We start from the raw sequence: 15,913 nt of genomic DNA, 5'->3' as shown, positions 1-15,913 counted from the left end.
TTATAAACGTTAAAGAGAATTCAGGAACGCCAGCAACGCAGCGCGTTGCTCGGCATTAAATTGCAATACCTGTTGTTTGGCGGGTTCCGCCTCGCCGCCATGCCACAACACGGCTTCCAGTAAGTTACGTGCACGACCATCGTGTAAAAACTGAGTGTGGCCGCTCACCGCTTGGGTCAAACCAATGCCCCACAGCGGCGGGGTCCGCCAATCGCTGCCTGAGGCCGCGTACTCGGTCCGATTATCGGCAAGTCCGGGGCCCATGTCGTGTAACAGTAAATCGCTGTACGGATAAATGACCTGATTGGCCAGCTCGGGTTCAGCGGCGTTAGCCGAAGTGGTGAACTTGGGCGTATGGCATGACACGCAACCGGCCTGATAGAACAGGTTTTTACCCGCCAGCACCTGCGCTGAGCCGGCATCGCGACGTGCCGGTACGGCGAGGTTACGCGTGTAAAACTCCACCAGACGTAAAATGTTGTCACTGACCTCGGGTTCGCCGTCTGGTCCGTTACCGTTCGGTGCTTCCAAGCAGGCGGTTTGCGCGGGCGTGCAATCATCAAACGGTCTTAAGCGGGTAGTGAGCCCCATATCACCAGAAAAGGCGTGAACATTTTGTTGGTTGAGGTTCGGTTGACCTGCTTTCCAGCCAAAACGACCTAAAACAGTTTTCTGCTGTGCGTCATCCCACACTTGATTGGGGCGCCCATTGATGCCGTCACGACGATTGTTCGCCGCATTGGCCAGAATCGCCTCATCGGGAATCGCCTCAAGCAGGCCCAAACCAATCATCGGTGGAGCAATACGTGCCGACATGCGGGTTTCGGGATGCATTGGCCCATACCCCAGTTGGGTGATCTGCAGGCTGGGTTTACGCAATTCGATTTCAGTACCGTCCTTAAAACGCACCGATACAGGTTGGTAGTCGACCCGAACCTTACCCTCTGGCGCCACACCGGGAACCGCCATGTCCTGCAACTGGCCACCATACACCGGCTCAGGAACGATGCCGGTTTGCTCGATCAATTTGGCGTAAGTAGGTTCGTTGGGAATCGACAGACGCACTAACATCGAAACTGCATTTTTGGCATCTGGCAGCGGAGGATGGCCGCGGCCGTCTTTGATATGACAGTTTTGGCAGCCATTGGTATTGAACAGCGGGCCCAGACCATCACGCGCCGTGGTGGTGGAGGGCGCAATCACCCAAGGGCTTCGAAAAAAACTGTTCCCTACGCTGAAATCCAGACGCCGGGTGGGCGAAAGGTTGGCAGAAGGCATGGAAAACGCATTGTGATCAGTTTTGTGCACCGTCGCAGCCCCGCCAGAGCGGGCTTCGCCAGGCTCAGGTTGAGTAAAACGCGGCGCCTCATCACAGCCAGCAAGGCCTAAGGCCAGCAGCAAAGACAGTCGCAGAGGCAACGAGGGCATCAAACGTCCAGATCAGTCAGCAAAATCGAGGGGCGAAAGTTTATCAGGGAAGGTGATTAGAAATAAGAGGGATTAGCGTTTGGTGGAGGCCGACAGCCTAATTCGTAAAAAGATAGGGCCCACGCGGGAGGTCTGTCGAGGCCAGAGTTTTGGTCGATCATGATTGAAAATGCCAACCAGCTTGACTGATTGGCATTGAGTGAGGTCCTACAAGAACCCGTAATACAATGGGTATTTCTGACAAATTAATCAGATAGTGATGAAGTGTAATTAATTTTTAGAAAGGTATACTTCATAAAAAAGGAGTTGATATGAAATTGCTCATAGCGATATACATGTTGTTTACGCTTTCTGGTTGTGTAAACGATTGTTTTATTCCTAAGACTCACGGCGAGGAGCTTGCTTATAAATGTCAGACGGATCCTTATGGTTCTTATTGTTTATATCCTCCTGCTACCTTTAAAAACTAATCGACTTGTTGAGTGGGGTTAGGGTTTATCGTTGGGGAGTTAAAATTCCCATAGAGTGTACGGTCTGCCGTCAGGTAAAATATTGAGCACGTTGAATGTTCTTTTTGCCATACGACCTGGAGTAAAGCCCGTTCGTGCCCAGCAAAGATTTCCTGTACGTTGGTCATAAATGACCAAGTTTCCATCGTTTTGCATGACCATGCAGGCGTTATACCAAAGCGATTTATCAATGCTATGAGTGCTTTCAGCAATCCATAAGCGTCTTCTGGACGGGTCATAAAGAAAACCACTATTGCTGATTACGAAGTGAAGGTGTTCACGCATTTTTTTGCGCTGCAAAGTTTTGCTATAAGCCTAATGGTTATCCGCAGTCCAAATAATAATTTCACCTTCTTTAATAATCAAATTTCCATCAGCTTGTAGCTCTAGTCGAAAGCGTCCGTTTTCGGTTATTAGATACTGCCCGGGAGACATTGTTTGATTAGGGGGGAGTAAAGGGGTGCCGCTTAATTGAAAGGGTGTAGGGTTAATAGCCATGTTTTCTCATCCGGTAAATGTTGAGTTTTGATTTCATCACTTATGTACAGGGGAGAAGCTATTAATATGTATTGTCTGGATAAAGTTTTTTGAAACGGCAGGGTCTAGAAACCTCCTGTAGACGCGAGCTTGCTCGCGATCTGTTAATGATCAAAAGATCGCGAGCAAGCTCGCTCTTACACGTTTGGTTTCTTGAGTGAACAACAGTGTGCTTTTGACTTGGGTTTGTGACGATGGGCGCCGGGGGCCCTATAAAAAGGCGACCCGAAGGTCGCCTTTTCTATCAGTCACTTAAACCCAGCAGATCAAAAATCGTGATCAGCGTTATCTGGGTTCAGGTCGCTGATGCCCAGTTTGCCAGCGGCCTGCTCAATGGCAGCCGTTTGCTTAACCAGAGCAGCGATGGCGTCACGTACCACTTGGTTGCCCGATTCGTTACCGGCAGCGATCAACTGGTCGTAATGCTCGCCTTTGTTAGCGAGGTCAACCATGACTTGGATTTTAGCTTCGGTGTCGGCCAAGTCGGACTTGAGCGTGGTGTCAGTGGCCGGGTCAATTGCGACGACCAGCGACGACAGGCTCGGGCCGGTCATTTTGGTGCCGTCAGTGCGCAGGTACTCACCCAAGTACACGTTACGAATGCCTTTGGCATCGTAGAAGTGAGAGTTATGGGTGTTGTCGCTAAAGCAGTCTTGCTCGTCTTCGGGGGAGTTGGCTTCTAGCGACACTTTCATGCGCTCACCCGCCAGTTCACCCAACGACAGGCTGCCCATGCCGAATAGCATTTTGCGCAAGCCGTTTTGTGGGGACTCAGCTTCGAGCGTGGCGCGGTAGTTGTCGGAAACGTTTGGCGCCCAGTTGCCGACCATTTCATTCAGGTCGTTCACCAACAGTTGAGTCACCGCTTTGAGGTAAGCACGACGGCGTTCGTTGTGACCGCCTGTGGCGCCTTCGCCTTCTAGGTAGTCAGAAGCAGGGCGGTTGCCCGCGCCTGGGCCAGTACCGTTCAGGTCTTGGCCCCACAGCAGGAACTCAATGGCGTGGTAGCCAGTGGCTACGTTGGCTTCGGAACCGCCCAGCTCATTGAGGCTGGCCAAGGTTTCAGGGGTGATTTCTGTGACGTCGATTTTGTCTTCGCCCACTTGAATCTGAGTGTTGGCGATGATGTTGGCATTCGCCCCTGGGTTACCCAGAGCGCCCGCGTAGCTGGTGTCAACGTAGTCGATCAGACCTTCGTCCAACGGCCAAGCGTTCACTTGGCCTTCCCAGTCATCAATGATGGTGTTGCCAAAGCGGAACACTTCGCTTTGCAGGTAAGGCACACGCGCCGCAACCCAGGCTTCACGTGCAGCTTTTAACGTATCGGCGTTCGGTTTGGCGAGGAACGCGTCGATAGCGGTTTGCAGCGTTTTAGCCGTGGACTCGGAGTCGCTGTAGACGGCATACACGATGTCTGCGTAGTGCCCGACAACAGCTTTGGCTGCGGCGTCGTCAACTTTCGTCGCGCTGGCATCCGTGGCTGGCGTAGCAGAAGTAGTCGCTGCCGCTGGCGTGGGGGCTGTGGCTGTTTTTTCTTTGTCTTGATCACCGCAACCGGCGAGTGAAATAGCGATGGCCAGCAGACTGGCGGTAGCCAGGGGCATACGAATCATGGGCGAACATCCTGCTTCGAGAGGTGGGACAAGCATGCGACGGCACGCAAAACGTGCGACATAATGCGAAAGATATGCATTTTATGTAAAGGGTTACGACTGTAAATATTTCCTATTTGCTAAAGCCTCTGGCGTTGATGTCCGCGATGTCGCAAAAAATCGCGGCCTAAACAGACGTGTTAGGCGCGCTATTGCGCTGGGCCTGTTTCAAATAAGCGCTCAACTCTCGTGCGCTTAAAGGCTTGCTGTACAAATAGCCCTGGCCTTCATGGCAGCCTTCACTGATCACATACGCTTCTTGCTCAAGGGTTTCGACGCCCTCGGCAATCACTTGCATACCCAAGCTTTTACCCAGTTGAATGATGGCGCGCACGATCGTGGTGTCGTCGTCATCGTCAATCAGGTCTTGCACAAAGCTCTTGTCGATCTTGATTTTGTCCAGTGGCAGGCTTTTGAGGTAACTCAGCGATGAATAACCGGTGCCGAAGTCATCAATGGCAATAAGCGCTCCTGAGCGGCGTAGGCTCAGTAAATGCTGGGCTGCGGTGGTGATGTCCTCCATCAAACTGGTTTCTGTCACTTCCAGTTCCAAACTGCCAGGGGGTAAGCGGTAGACCTGCAACAGATTATTGACTACGCGTGGCAGCTCGCTGTGATGCAATTGCACGGTCGACAAATTGACCGCCATGCGCAGCTCAGTGAACCCCTGATCGTGCCACTCGCGCAGTTGACTGCAAGCTTGGTCCAGCACCCACTCGCCAATGGCAATAATGCTGCCATTGGCTTCGGCCAGCGGGATAAACAGGTCTGGCGCGATCAGACCGTGTTCAGGATGATGCCAGCGCAATAACGCTTCGACGCCGACAACTCGATGGTCGCTGTAACGAATTTGGGGTTGATAGGCCAAGTACAGCTGGTTGCAAGCCAACGCGTCGCGCAGGTCTTTCTCCAGCTCTCGGCGGCGGCGCATTTCGCGGTCCACACTGGCGATATAAAACTGATAACGGCCACGTGAGCGATTTTTGGCCAAGGTCATGGTTTGCTCGGCTTTTTGCAGCAACTGCTCAGAAGTGTCGCCATCTTCAGGAAACAGCGTGATGCCGATAGTGGCGCGCAGGCGAATGTTTTGCTGTTCGATACTGAACGGCGCTTCGAGGTCGTCCAAAATATACTGCGCCAACTCCGCAGATTCGTAAGGCTGCTCGATGTACGCCTGCACCAGCGCAAATTGATCGCCACCCAAGCGCGCCAATGCACCAAGGCTACCGCTGTGGGCGCGAATGCGGTCGGTTAGGGCTTGCAACAACTGATCGCCGGTTTGATACCCAAATTGCTCATTGATGCCTTTGAAATCATCAAGGCCGACACACAGCACGGCAACTCGGCGTTGTGATCGGCTGGCATCCACCAAGATCTTGCTCAACTGGGTTTGCAATTGCTGACGGTTCGGCAGCCCGGTTAAAAAGTCGTATTGGGCCATGCGCAATAAAGAGTTTTCAGCTTCATGGCGTAAATGAGTATTGCGCTCAATCGAGATTAGCAACTGATTAGCGGTGTTAACCCAGAGTCCAAGTTCATTGTTTTCATGCCCTTTGAGGAGCGGGATCAAATGCTCGCTGGGGTGGTCAGGATTGATGCGAGTGAGGTGCTGGATTATGTTTGACAAAGGTTTAGTCAATAACCAGTGATACACCAGATACAACACCAAGCTCATCAGCAAGGCGCGCAATAGCCCCGAAAGCATTAGGGCGCCAGCGTTGGTCAAGAAGCTTTGTCCGTACGTGGCGGTATCGAAGGTGATGCTCAAGTCTCCGTAATATTCTTGGTTTGCGCCTACCAAGCTTGTTGTGAATGTACGTTCCTTGCCCAGAATCAAGTCGGTTAGCCAGCGACTGGACGTGTCCAGCAGGGGGCGGTTTTTTTCGGCAAGCACGGCTTCATTAGGCGGGCCGATAGATGCTTTGTGCACCGCGCTGTCTTGAAACAGCCCTTCAACAACCTGCATCGCCATTTCTTTGTCTAGGCTGTACAGCGCCTGAGTTGAGGGGTCGCGAAACATGTTGAGGATTCGGTTGGCGTCTTCGGTGACCGTTTGGCGAGTGATGTAGGCGTCGAACACGATTTGCGCGCAACCTAAAACCCCGCCCACGATCAATGCGCAGAGCAATACGATCCTGAGTAGTTTGATCGACAAGCTGTTCTTGAATTCCAGCTTCAAAGGTCATTCCTTATTTCTTGCCGACTTGCCTGTGGTCATGGGGATGAAGGAGTCGCTTATAGTCTTAAAGGGCGCTATCTGGGGGCTTTTGCACTGGCTAATGTGTCGGTTCAAAACCCGCTGAACTTGAGCCGTCGAATGAAATAAAACCCTTAGGTAATTGATCTTAGCTGGCGCAAAGACAGATTCATCAGTTGCTTTTGTTTTGGCCATAAAAAAACCCGGCAATGCCGGGTTTTTTTGAAAAGTCAGCCTTAAGCGGTGAAGGTTTTGCCTTCGAACTGCTCTGCAACAAACTTCCAGTTAACGATGTTCCAGAACGCTTCGACATACTTAGGACGTACGTTGCGGTAGTCGATGTAGTAAGCGTGTTCCCAAACGTCGCAAGTCAGCAGCGGAGTGTCACCGCTGGTCAGCGGGTTGCCGGCGCCAATGGTGCTGGCCAGTGCCAGGGAACCGTCAGCCTTCTTCACCAGCCAGCCCCAGCCAGAGCCGAAGGTGCCGATAGACGTTTTGCTGAATTCTTCTTTGAATTTTTCGAACGAGCCGAAAGCAGCGTTGATGGCATCAGCCAGAGCGCCAGTAGGCTCGCCGCCGCCGTTTGGCGACAGGCAGTTCCAGTAGAACGTGTGGTTCCATACTTGAGCGGCGTTGTTGAAGATACCGCCCGAAGAGGATTTAACGATCTCTTCTAGGGTTTTGCCTTCGAACTCGGTGCCAGGCACCAGGTTGTTCAGGTTCACAACGTAGGTGTTGTGGTGTTTGTCGTGGTGATACTCCAAGGTTTCTTTGGAGATGTGCGGCTGCAAGGCATCGTGGGCGTACGGCAGCGGCGGCAATTCGAAAGCCATGTTGATTCTCCTAATCAGGTCAGTTGCGATGAGCGCAAGGCCGATCACGGGCGGCCAAACACGCGCCGGGGAGTTTGTACTCTTTGCGGCGCAAGCCTCGGATCATAGCACCGGGGTTGCGGCATAACCACGCGACAACTGTGTGGGATAGACGTTTCAGCGAGAATGATTCAAAAATTTGATGCTTTTCTGGCCCTTTAACCCGCCACAATCAACTGCACGGCCACGGCATACATCATCATCGCCACCAATAGATCCAGCAGGCGCCACGTACCGGGACGGGCCAACCAAGGGGCAAGCCATGCTGCGCCCAGGGCCAAGCTGAAAAACCACAGCAACGAAGCACTTGCCGCCCCCACTACATAGGCGCCAGGCACGCTTTGTTGTGCGCCAAGTGAGCCAATTAATAACACCGTGTCCAGATAGACGTGTGGATTAAGTAATGTCACCGCCAATGCGCTCAGCATCACCGCTTTGAGTGAGCGTGCGGTCTGGCCAGTCGACTGCTCAAGGCTCGACGCCGAAAAGGCTCGGCGTAACGCCTGCGTGCCATACCATAGCAAAAACACTGCGCCGCCCCAGCGCGCCACACTTAACAACACCGCGTTTTGCGCCAGAAGAGTCGCCAGACCAAAGACACCAGCAGCCACCAGTAGCGCGTCACAGATCACGCAAAAGGCGGCCACCGGCAGGTGGTGTTCCCGGCGTAGACTTTGCGCCAGTACGAAAGCGTTTTGGGTGCCGATGGCCATAATCAGGCCGAACGCGACCAACAGGCCATTCAGGTAGCTCTGCCACATAAGACTTACTCGCCACATCACAAGAGAAGGTTGATGCTGGCTATTGTCTGAGTCTTGGCTGTATAAGAAAAAACAATATTGCTGATCGCCCATTAGGAAAACTGATGTTCGACTATAAATTACTCTCGGCGTTGGCCGCCGTTGTTGAACAGGCCGGTTTTGAGCGTGCGGCGCAGGTACTCGGACTGTCACAATCGGCTGTTTCCCAGCGCATCAAATTGCTTGAATCCCGTGTCGGACAACCTGTGCTAGTGCGTGTCACGCCCCCAAGCCCTACCGACATCGGCAAGCGTTTACTCAACCATGTGCAGCAGGTGCGTTTACTTGAGCGTGATCTGCAGAGTGTGGTTCCAGCGCTGGATGATGAAGGCTTACCGGAGCGGCTGCGGATTGCATTAAACGCTGACAGCTTGGCCACTTGGTGGGCGCAGGCAGTAGGGGGTTTTTGCGCCGACAACCACCTGTTACTGGACTTGGTGGTGGAGGACCAGACCGTCGGTCTTAAGCGCATGCGCGCAGGCGAAGTGGCAGCGTGCTTGTGTGCCAGTGAACGCCCGGTAGCGGGCGCACGCAGTCTGTTATTGGGCGCAATGCGCTATCGCGCGATGGCCAGCCCTGCATTCATTGAGCGGCATTTTCCCCAGGGTGTGAGCGCCGCACATTTAGCTAAAACCCCGGCCTTGGTGTTCGGCCCGGATGATTTTTTGCAACATCGCTACTTGGCAGCGCTGGGGGTAGACGGCGGGTTCGAACACCATCTATGCCCCTCATCAGAAGGCTTTATTCGCCTAACTGAGGCGGGGCTTGGCTGGGGGCTGATCCCTGAACAACAGGCGCGCGAGCAACTGGCCAATGGGGTACTGGTGGAGCTTTTGCCAGATAAACCCATCGACGTGCCACTGTACTGGCATCATTGGCGCAATGGTGGGCAACTGCTAGAAGCGCTCACGGCACATTTATCCCGTTCTGTGTCTCAGTGGTTAGTGCCTTTAGCCTGACATCCAACGTTTAAACAGCAGGCAACAAGACTTACAGCATTTGGAGCAATTGATGAAGATTCTGGTTACCGGCGCAAGCGGCTTTATTGGCGGACGCTTTGCGCGTTTTGCCTTAGAGCAGGGCTTTGACGTGCGGGTCAGCGGGCGTCGAGCCGAAGGTGTCGAACACCTGGTGCGCCGTGGTGCTGAGTTTATCCAGGGTGATTTGACCGATGCCTTATTGGTGCGTGACCTGTGCGTCGATGTTGATGTTGTGGTGCACTGTGCGGGGCACGTCGGCACGTGGGGGCGTTATCAAGACTTCTTCCGCGACAACGTGCTGGTGACTGAGAACGTGGTGGAGGCGTGCTTAAAACAGCGGGTACGGCGGTTGGTGCATTTGTCTTCGGCCTCACTGTACGTTGACGGCCACTCACACTTAGGTCTCACCGAAGATCAGGTCCCCAAGCGTTTTAAACACCCTTACGCCGAAACCAAGTTTTTGGCGGAGCAAAGGGTGTTTGGGGCTCAGGAATTCGGTCTTGAAGTGATTGCTCTGCGCCCGCAGTTTGTCACCGGCGCCGGGGACATGAGCCTTTTCCCGAGATTGCTGGCGCAACAACGCAAAAATCGTGTCGCAATCATTGGCAATGGTTTGAACAAAGTTGATTTCACCAGCATGCACAACCTCAGTGAAGCGCTGATGAGCAGCGTATTAGTGAGCGGCTCGGCTTTAGGTAAGGCTTACAACATCAGCAATGGCACGCCAATTCCGTTTTGGGACGTCGTTAACTATGTCATGCGTCAGATGCATCTGCCGCCAGTCACCCGTTATCGCGGGTACGGTGGCGCCTACTGTGTGGGCGCGTTGAGCGAGGCGGCGTGCAAGCTGTGGCCGGGTCAACCGGCACCAACGCTGTCGCGTTATGGAGTGCAGGTGATGAATAAAGACTTTACTCTCGACATCAGCCGGGCGCGGCACTACCTCGATTACGACCCCAACGTCAGCCTATGGACGGCGCTGGACGAGTTTTGTGGCTGGTGGAAAGCTCAAGAGTCGCCGTACCGCTAATATTTTTCAGGATCCAGATAAGGTTTTTCCATGCGTAACGACTCACGTGACGACTTTGACAATGTTCCGCCCCTGCGTGCCGATGCCGATGACCACGATGAGTTGGCGTTGAACGGCGGGGCACGTGATCGCACCACGGTGTACTCGCGCAATACACCGGTGATTAAGGTCAAAGGCCCAAGCACTGGGCCTTTGTGGGCATTGATCTTGGCACTATTAGTAGCCGTAGGCGGGCTGGCCTGGTGGAGCTTTCAACAAATTTCTTTGATGGAGCAGCAACTGGTTGCCACTCAAGAAAGCTTTGCTCGTATCAGCGAGGAGGCAGCGGGGCGCCTACAGGCCATCTCAGGCAAAGTGGTGGCCAGTGAGTCGAACATTAATAACGGCAGCGAAGCCCTAAAGTTACAGATCAAACAGCTTGAAGATCAGCTTGTGGAGCAGGGCAAGCGTCAGCAAGGGTTGGTCACAGGGCAGCAGGACAATCTGGATCAGCGCTTTGAAAGCCTCAAAGCCGCTATGGTGCAACAAGTCACCACCCAGAAAGAAACCCAGACCCAACTGGAGAGTGACCTAAAAGCTGTTGGGTCTGAACTGGCGACGCTTAAAACCACGGTTGCACAGCAGGCGGGTGCCGTGACGGCGTTGCAGAAACAGGGCAACCCGAACGATTCAATGAAGCGTTTGGAGCAGGATATGATCGTGCTCAAAAGCCAGCTAGAAAACCGTCCGGCGGCCTCGCAAGGGCCTAATACAGCTGAGTTTGACGTATTCCGTGCCCAAATGACGCGCAACATCAACACCTTGCAAAGCCAGATCCAGAATCTGCAAAAGCAAATCAGCGCCCGGCCATAAGCCCGAGAAGCAGGCATAGACCAGCCTGTTGCCACGTCAAAAGATGATTTGCGGCCCAAAGGTTGGGCATCCATCCCCTTTTGGGCCGCAGATCACAACCCTGTAGGAGCTGTCGAGGCACGAAGGCTGCGATCTTTTGATCTTTAACATCAACAGATCGCAGCCTGCGGCAGCTCCTACAGTGGGCTTCTGTAGGCGCGAGAATAGGCCCAGTCACTGAGCTTTATCCTTGCGCCCGCGCAAGACCTTGTTGGGCATCGCTATCGCCGCACCCAAGCCCAACAACGAAATAGCAGCACTGACCAACAGCAAATGGCGGAAGGTGTCCAGCAATTCACTGCGCAAGCTGTCCAGCGCCGGCCCCTGCACCGCGTTGAGCCCGTCGAGTAACGCATTACCCGAGCTGGCTTCCCCCAGTAGTGGTTGGCCTACAGGTGTTAGTAACGAGTCATGCAGCAATGCCAGTAATAAGGCTGACATCAACGCCACACCCACCGCCCCCCCTAACGAGCGGAACAGGTTAGTAGTGCTGGTGGCGACGCCAATATCCGGTTGCTGCACCGAGTTTTGTGCGCCCACCAGCGAGGTCGGAAACTGCAACCCCGCCGCGATCCCGCTCAGCAGCATAAAGACCCCGCTCAACAGCTCCGCACTCGGCGCACTCAACGCCATACCGATGATGGAGCAGGGCATCAAAATGGCCCCACTTAAGATCATCGGCTTGTAATACCCAGTCACCGAGGTCATGCGACCAGCAAAGTAGGCACCCATCGGCAAGCCTATGGCCAGCGGTAGCAGGTGCAGAGCCGCACTGTCCGCCCCCGCGCCGGTCACGCTCTGGTAACGCAGCGGTAGCAACACGATCAGAGAAATGGCTTGGAAGCTGGTGAAGAAAACAGTGCACCAGCACAGCACTGCGCTGCGATTGGCGAATAAGTGCATCGGCAGCAAAGGCTCCGGGGTGCGTCGTTCATGCCAAACAAACAGCACTAAACCCACCAGCGCCACCGCAAACAGGCCCAGCACTTGATCATCGCGCCAACTGAGGCCCTGACCAATAAAGGTGATGCCCAGCAGCAGTGAGGTCAGGCCAACAATCATCAGCAGCGTGCCGGTGTAGTCAATAATTGGCTTGCGCTGTGGGATAGGTAGCCCGATCAGCGTGCGATAAGCGATAAGCCACGACATCAACCCCAGCGGTAAATTGATGAGAAATACCCAACGCCACGATAAGTATTCCGTCATGAACCCGCCCAGCACCGGGCCGGCTACGCTGGCCACCGCGTACATGCTGCTGAAATACCCTTGATAGCGCCCACGCTCGCGGGGCGGCACGATGTCGCCGATGATCGCTTGGCTAACCGAGATCATCCCGCCCGCACCAATGCCTTGAATGATCCGCGCCAACACCAGTTGTTCCATGTTCTGCGCAAGCCCGCAAAACACCGACGCTAGGGTAAACAAGCCCATGCCAAACAGCATCAGGCTTCTGCGTCCGTACAAGTCGCCGAGCTTGCCGTAAATCGGCACGGCCACGGTCATGGCCACCATGTAGCCGGAAATCACCCACGCCAGTTGGCTGACATCTTTAAATTGCGCAGAAATAGCCGGAATCGACACGGCGACGATGGTTTGATCCAGCGCCCCCAAAAAAATGGCCAGCATCAGGGCAACCAAAATGCTGCGAATGGCGGGTTTGGCCTGTAAAGGCGGGTTAAGGCTGGTCACGAAGTACACCTGCGGGCATCAAACGTAGGTCGGGATGCCCGCGATTGTACTCGATAGCTTGCTATTCGATAGTTTCGTAAGGAAGTCCAACGTAATTTTCTGCAATGGTTGTGCGCCCGGCCTCAGAGTCGATGAAATAGGCCAACTCGCTGTCAGTAATACGCTGGCTAAACTCATCACTGTCAGCAAAGCGGTGCAGCATCGAGGTCATCCACCACGAAAAGCGCTCGGCTTTCCAGATTCGGCGTAAGCACACCTCGGAGTAGCGTTCCAGCAAGTCGGTGCGGCCCTCGGTGTACACCTTGAGCAGAATCTTGAATAACGTGCTGACATCGCTCGCCGCCAGGTTCAAGCCCTTGGCGCCAGTGGGCGGCACAATATGGGCGGCATCACCCACCAAAAACAGACGGCCGAACTGCATGGGCTCGACCACAAAGCTGCGCAGCGGCGCGATGCTTTTCTCGATCGAAGGGCCGGTCACCAGCCGTTCGCTCAACTCGGCGGGCAGGCGGGTTTTTAATTCGTCCCAGAAACGCTGATCTGACCAGTCTTGCGCTTTTTCATCGGCGGGCACCTGTAAGTAATAGCGACTGCGAGTCGCCGACCGTTGGCTGCATAAGGCAAAACCGCGCTTATGTTTGGCGTAAACCAACTCATCATTCACCGGTGGTGTGTCTGCCAACACACCCAGCCAGCCAAACGGATACACACGCTCAAAGACTTTCAACACTTCGCTCGGAATCGACTGACGTGCGACCCCGTGAAAACCATCGCAGCCGGCGATGTAATCGCAGTCCAAGCGCCACGTTTCGCCGTTTTTTTCGAAGGTGATGTAAGGCGCGTCGGTTTTCATATCATGGGGCTGCACATGGCTGGCGCTATACAGCGTTTGTGCACCCGCGGCTGTGCGGGCGGCCATCAAGTCACGGGTGACCTCGGTCTGGCCGTAGACCATCACGCTTTTACCGCCAGTCAAACCTTTGAGGTCGATGTGTACCCGACGGCCATCCAATGCTAGTTCAAAGCCATCATGTACTTGACCTTCAGCATCCATGCGCTGGCTAACACCGGCTTGACGCAGCAGGTCGATCATGCCTTGTTCCAAGACCCCTGCGCGAATTCGTCCGAGCACGTAATCCGCGGTTTGACGTTCGAGAATGACGTTATCAATCCCGGCGTTGTGCAGCAGTTGGCCGAGCAGTAAGCCAGAAGGCCCAGCACCGATAATAGCGACTTGAGTTCTCATTGTTGTTGTCTCTCGCAAGGCCCGTAACAAGTGTTGGGGTTCATTTAGGGTTTTTGTGCCTGTATTTTTCGCTTGCGAGCGTGGCAAATGAAGGTGATAACGGCGTCATTGTCGGTACTTTTCGCTAATCGGTGCGATTATCGCCCCGCGCCCAATGATCAGGTCAAACCCATGGCTGCCCCCAATAGTGCTTCGATCCCGGTATTCAAGCTTTACGGTGAGCAACAAGATTGGCTCAGCCCAGACCTGCTGCATTGTGAAACCATTTCATTGCGCAGCCGCGTTCATGATTGGGAGATACGCCCCCATCGGCATGCCGATTTGTGCCAGTTGCTTTACGTCCATAAAGGTCAAGCGCGGGTCGAGGTAGAAGGCCATTACCATGAACTGACGGAATCTTCGATTCAGGTGATCCCGCCTCTGTGCGTACACGGATTTCAATTTTCACCCAACGTTGAAGGGTTTGTTCTGACCTTGGCGGCGCCATTGGTCACGCAGTTACAAACACAATTGGGTGGATCGCTCAATGCCTTACAGCGTGTTGCCAGCTACCCGGCGGGTAAGGACCGGCATTACCTGAACAGCTTGTTCAGCGCGCTACACAGTGAATATGTCAGCGCTCGCCCCGCCCGCGATATGTTGCTGCAATCGTTGATCAGCGTGCTGCTGGTATGGGTCACGCGTCAGGTCATTCAACGTCGTGAAGCCCAGCAAGTACCCCAGCGTGGGCGTGACTATTTGAATCTCTTCAACCAACAGGTCGAAGCCCTGTTTCAGCAACAACCCAGTGTTGAGCAATTGGCGCATCAGGTTGGCATCAGCGTTGCGCACTTGAACAGCATCTGTCGCGAGCTGGCGGGGCAGTCGGCTTTGCAGATCATTCATCAGCGCCTGCTTTTGGAGGCCAAGCGTCATTTGATCTACACACCTATGACCATCAGCGAAGTGGCGGATCGTTTGGGGTTTGCCGATCCGGCGTATTTTGCGCGGTTTTTCCGACGTCTAACCGGGACTTCGCCCAGTGCCTATCGAACCGAACGGGCTGACAGCCTCCGCCCGACGTGACGCTTCAAGCTTGAATGGCACATTACAAATCTTTGTCCCAAGAGGGCACCTCGGTAAAACGTTCCGAGAGAAAGTCGAGCATGCTGCGCAGTGTCGCGGGCATATGTTTGCGTGAGGCGTACACCGCATAAATGTTCAACGCCAAGGGCTCCGACTCGGGTAACAGTTGTACTAACTCACCTCGGCGCACCGCGCACCCGACCAGATAACTGGGCAGCAGCGAAATCCCTGCCCCAGCCAGTGTGGCGCTGAGCAACGTGCTGGCTTCATTGGCGCTGATATTGCCCTGCACTGGGATCGAAACCGCTTCGCCTTGGACCTTGAAATGCCACAGGCTCTTGCCGTAATACGCGTGGCTCAGGCAGTTGTGCTGGCGCAGGTCATCAACCTGTTGTGGCGCAGGATGCTCGTGCAAATAAGCCGGTGAGGCACAGAGTACGGAACGACAAACCGTCAGCTTGCGCGCGATCAAACTCGGGTCCAGGTCGTTACTGGTGCGAATGGCCAAGTCGATACCCTCGTCCACCAGGTTGACCGTGCGATCCAGCATTTGCAGATCAATCTTGACCTGCGGGTAGCGCCGAACATACTCGGTCACCGCACTGGCCAATTGCGCTTGGCCGAACGACGTGCTGACGCTGATGCGCAGTAATCCGCGTGGCGCCGCATCGGGCACGCTGACCGCGGCCTGTAAGTCATCGGCCAACTCCAGTAGCTGGCGGCAGCGGGGCAGGGTTTCGTTGCCGGCAGCGGTTAAGCTCAACTTGCGCGTGGTACGGTGCATCAAGCGCGCACCGACCCACTCCTCAAGCTCAGCCAAATAACGCGATACCACTGGGCGTGATAGGTCTAGATGGTCGGCGGCGGCCGACTGGCTGCCCAAGTCGACTACTGTCACAAACACGCGCATTGCAATTAAACGATCCATGATCTGCCCGATTACTGAAACAAACTATGTCGGAGCATCGCATTTTTTAGCGCCTATTGTGCGTCTAAGCTCTGTCTATCGCTGATTTT

Annotated in this window: 12 protein-coding genes; 4 read left to right on the top strand and 8 right to left on the bottom strand. The window is 54.4% G+C overall.

What is annotated here, in order from left to right; genetic code table 11:
• Nucleotides 1-9: 9 nt before the first annotated feature.
• The 5 genes from AQS70_RS00125 to AQS70_RS00105 form a co-directional block, all read right to left on the bottom strand.
• Nucleotides 10-1,428 carry a di-heme oxidoreductase family protein gene (locus AQS70_RS00125; RefSeq protein WP_055100921.1) on the bottom strand — a complete coding sequence of 473 codons (1,419 nt, stop codon included), beginning with the start codon at nucleotides 1,426-1,428 and terminating at the stop codon, nucleotides 10-12.
• A 1,312-nt stretch (nucleotides 1,429-2,740) separates the two neighbouring features.
• Nucleotides 2,741-4,087: an imelysin family protein gene (locus AQS70_RS00120; RefSeq protein ID WP_055100920.1), complete on the bottom strand. Its 1,347-nt coding sequence runs from the start codon at nucleotides 4,085-4,087 to the stop codon at nucleotides 2,741-2,743.
• Between the two features lie 166 nt (nucleotides 4,088-4,253).
• Entirely contained in the window at nucleotides 4,254-6,305 is a 2,052-nt protein-coding gene (locus AQS70_RS00115) for a putative bifunctional diguanylate cyclase/phosphodiesterase (RefSeq protein ID WP_055100919.1), read from the bottom strand.
• A 254-nt stretch (nucleotides 6,306-6,559) separates the two neighbouring features.
• On the bottom strand, nucleotides 6,560-7,156 hold the full coding sequence (locus tag AQS70_RS00110; protein ID WP_055100918.1) for a superoxide dismutase: 597 nt from the start codon (nucleotides 7,154-7,156) through the stop codon (nucleotides 6,560-6,562).
• Between the two features lie 197 nt (nucleotides 7,157-7,353).
• The gene (locus AQS70_RS00105) at nucleotides 7,354-7,956 is read right to left on the bottom strand and encodes a LysE/ArgO family amino acid transporter (RefSeq protein ID WP_055100917.1); all 603 of its coding nucleotides are present in this window, start codon (nucleotides 7,954-7,956) and stop codon (nucleotides 7,354-7,356) included.
• Between the two features lie 104 nt (nucleotides 7,957-8,060).
• On the opposite strand from AQS70_RS00105, the gene AQS70_RS00100 reads away from it, so the two are divergent.
• Genes AQS70_RS00100 through AQS70_RS00090 form a run of 3 tightly spaced genes read left to right on the top strand, consistent with a single transcriptional unit; the run spans nucleotide 8,061 to nucleotide 10,857 of the window.
• Nucleotides 8,061-8,954, top strand: a complete 894-nt coding sequence (locus AQS70_RS00100; RefSeq protein WP_055100916.1) for a LysR family transcriptional regulator ArgP — start codon at nucleotides 8,061-8,063, stop codon at nucleotides 8,952-8,954.
• 52 nt (nucleotides 8,955-9,006) lie between these two features.
• A complete protein-coding gene (locus tag AQS70_RS00095) occupies nucleotides 9,007-10,005 on the top strand; it encodes an NAD-dependent epimerase/dehydratase family protein (RefSeq protein WP_055100915.1) in 999 nt (332 codons plus the stop codon).
• A gap of 30 nt (nucleotides 10,006-10,035) precedes the next feature.
• The gene (locus AQS70_RS00090) at nucleotides 10,036-10,857 is read left to right on the top strand and encodes a hypothetical protein (protein WP_055100914.1); all 822 of its coding nucleotides are present in this window, start codon (nucleotides 10,036-10,038) and stop codon (nucleotides 10,855-10,857) included.
• A 213-nt stretch (nucleotides 10,858-11,070) separates the two neighbouring features.
• Here AQS70_RS00090 and AQS70_RS00085 read toward each other — a convergent pair whose 3' ends face one another.
• Both AQS70_RS00085 and pobA read right to left on the bottom strand, forming a co-directional pair.
• Entirely contained in the window at nucleotides 11,071-12,585 is a 1,515-nt protein-coding gene (locus AQS70_RS00085) for an MDR family MFS transporter (RefSeq protein ID WP_055100913.1), read from the bottom strand.
• 61 nt (nucleotides 12,586-12,646) lie between these two features.
• Nucleotides 12,647-13,831, bottom strand: a complete 1,185-nt coding sequence (gene pobA / locus AQS70_RS00080) for a 4-hydroxybenzoate 3-monooxygenase (RefSeq protein WP_055100912.1) — start codon at nucleotides 13,829-13,831, stop codon at nucleotides 12,647-12,649.
• 171 nt (nucleotides 13,832-14,002) lie between these two features.
• Between pobA and AQS70_RS00075 the strand changes: the two genes are divergently transcribed.
• A complete protein-coding gene (locus tag AQS70_RS00075; protein ID WP_055100911.1) occupies nucleotides 14,003-14,896 on the top strand; it encodes a helix-turn-helix domain-containing protein in 894 nt (297 codons plus the stop codon).
• Nucleotides 14,897-14,918: 22 nt separating this feature from the next.
• Here the strand turns inward: AQS70_RS00075 and AQS70_RS00070 are convergent, their stop codons facing one another.
• Complete coding sequence (locus AQS70_RS00070; RefSeq protein ID WP_055100910.1) at nucleotides 14,919-15,824, bottom strand: LysR family transcriptional regulator; 906 nt, start codon at nucleotides 15,822-15,824, stop codon at nucleotides 14,919-14,921.
• Nucleotides 15,825-15,913: the final 89 nt, after the last annotated feature.

It is taken from the genome of Pseudomonas endophytica, assembly GCF_001411475.1.
GTDB lineage: Bacteria > Pseudomonadota > Gammaproteobacteria > Pseudomonadales > Pseudomonadaceae > Aquipseudomonas > Aquipseudomonas endophytica.
This window is presented reverse-complemented; position numbering and strand designations above follow the sequence as displayed.

Excerpts from the sequence above, each read along its gene's own strand:
- AQS70_RS00075 (WP_055100911.1), top strand. The coding sequence starts at position 14,003 with ATGGCTGCCCCCAATAGTGCTTCGATCCCGGTATTCAAGCTTTACGGT.
- AQS70_RS00110 (WP_055100918.1), bottom strand. The coding sequence starts at position 7,156 with ATGGCTTTCGAATTGCCGCCGCTGCCGTACGCCCACGATGCCTTGCAG.
- AQS70_RS00105 (WP_055100917.1), bottom strand. The coding sequence starts at position 7,956 with ATGTGGCAGAGCTACCTGAATGGCCTGTTGGTCGCGTTCGGCCTGATT.
- pobA (WP_055100912.1), bottom strand. The coding sequence starts at position 13,831 with ATGAGAACTCAAGTCGCTATTATCGGTGCTGGGCCTTCTGGCTTACTG.
- AQS70_RS00070 (WP_055100910.1), bottom strand. The coding sequence starts at position 15,824 with ATGGATCGTTTAATTGCAATGCGCGTGTTTGTGACAGTAGTCGACTTG.
- AQS70_RS00095 (WP_055100915.1), top strand. The coding sequence starts at position 9,007 with ATGAAGATTCTGGTTACCGGCGCAAGCGGCTTTATTGGCGGACGCTTT.
- AQS70_RS00125 (WP_055100921.1), bottom strand. The coding sequence starts at position 1,428 with ATGCCCTCGTTGCCTCTGCGACTGTCTTTGCTGCTGGCCTTAGGCCTT.
- AQS70_RS00090 (WP_055100914.1), top strand. The coding sequence starts at position 10,036 with ATGCGTAACGACTCACGTGACGACTTTGACAATGTTCCGCCCCTGCGT.
- AQS70_RS00100 (WP_055100916.1), top strand. The coding sequence starts at position 8,061 with ATGTTCGACTATAAATTACTCTCGGCGTTGGCCGCCGTTGTTGAACAG.
- AQS70_RS00120 (WP_055100920.1), bottom strand. The coding sequence starts at position 4,087 with ATGATTCGTATGCCCCTGGCTACCGCCAGTCTGCTGGCCATCGCTATT.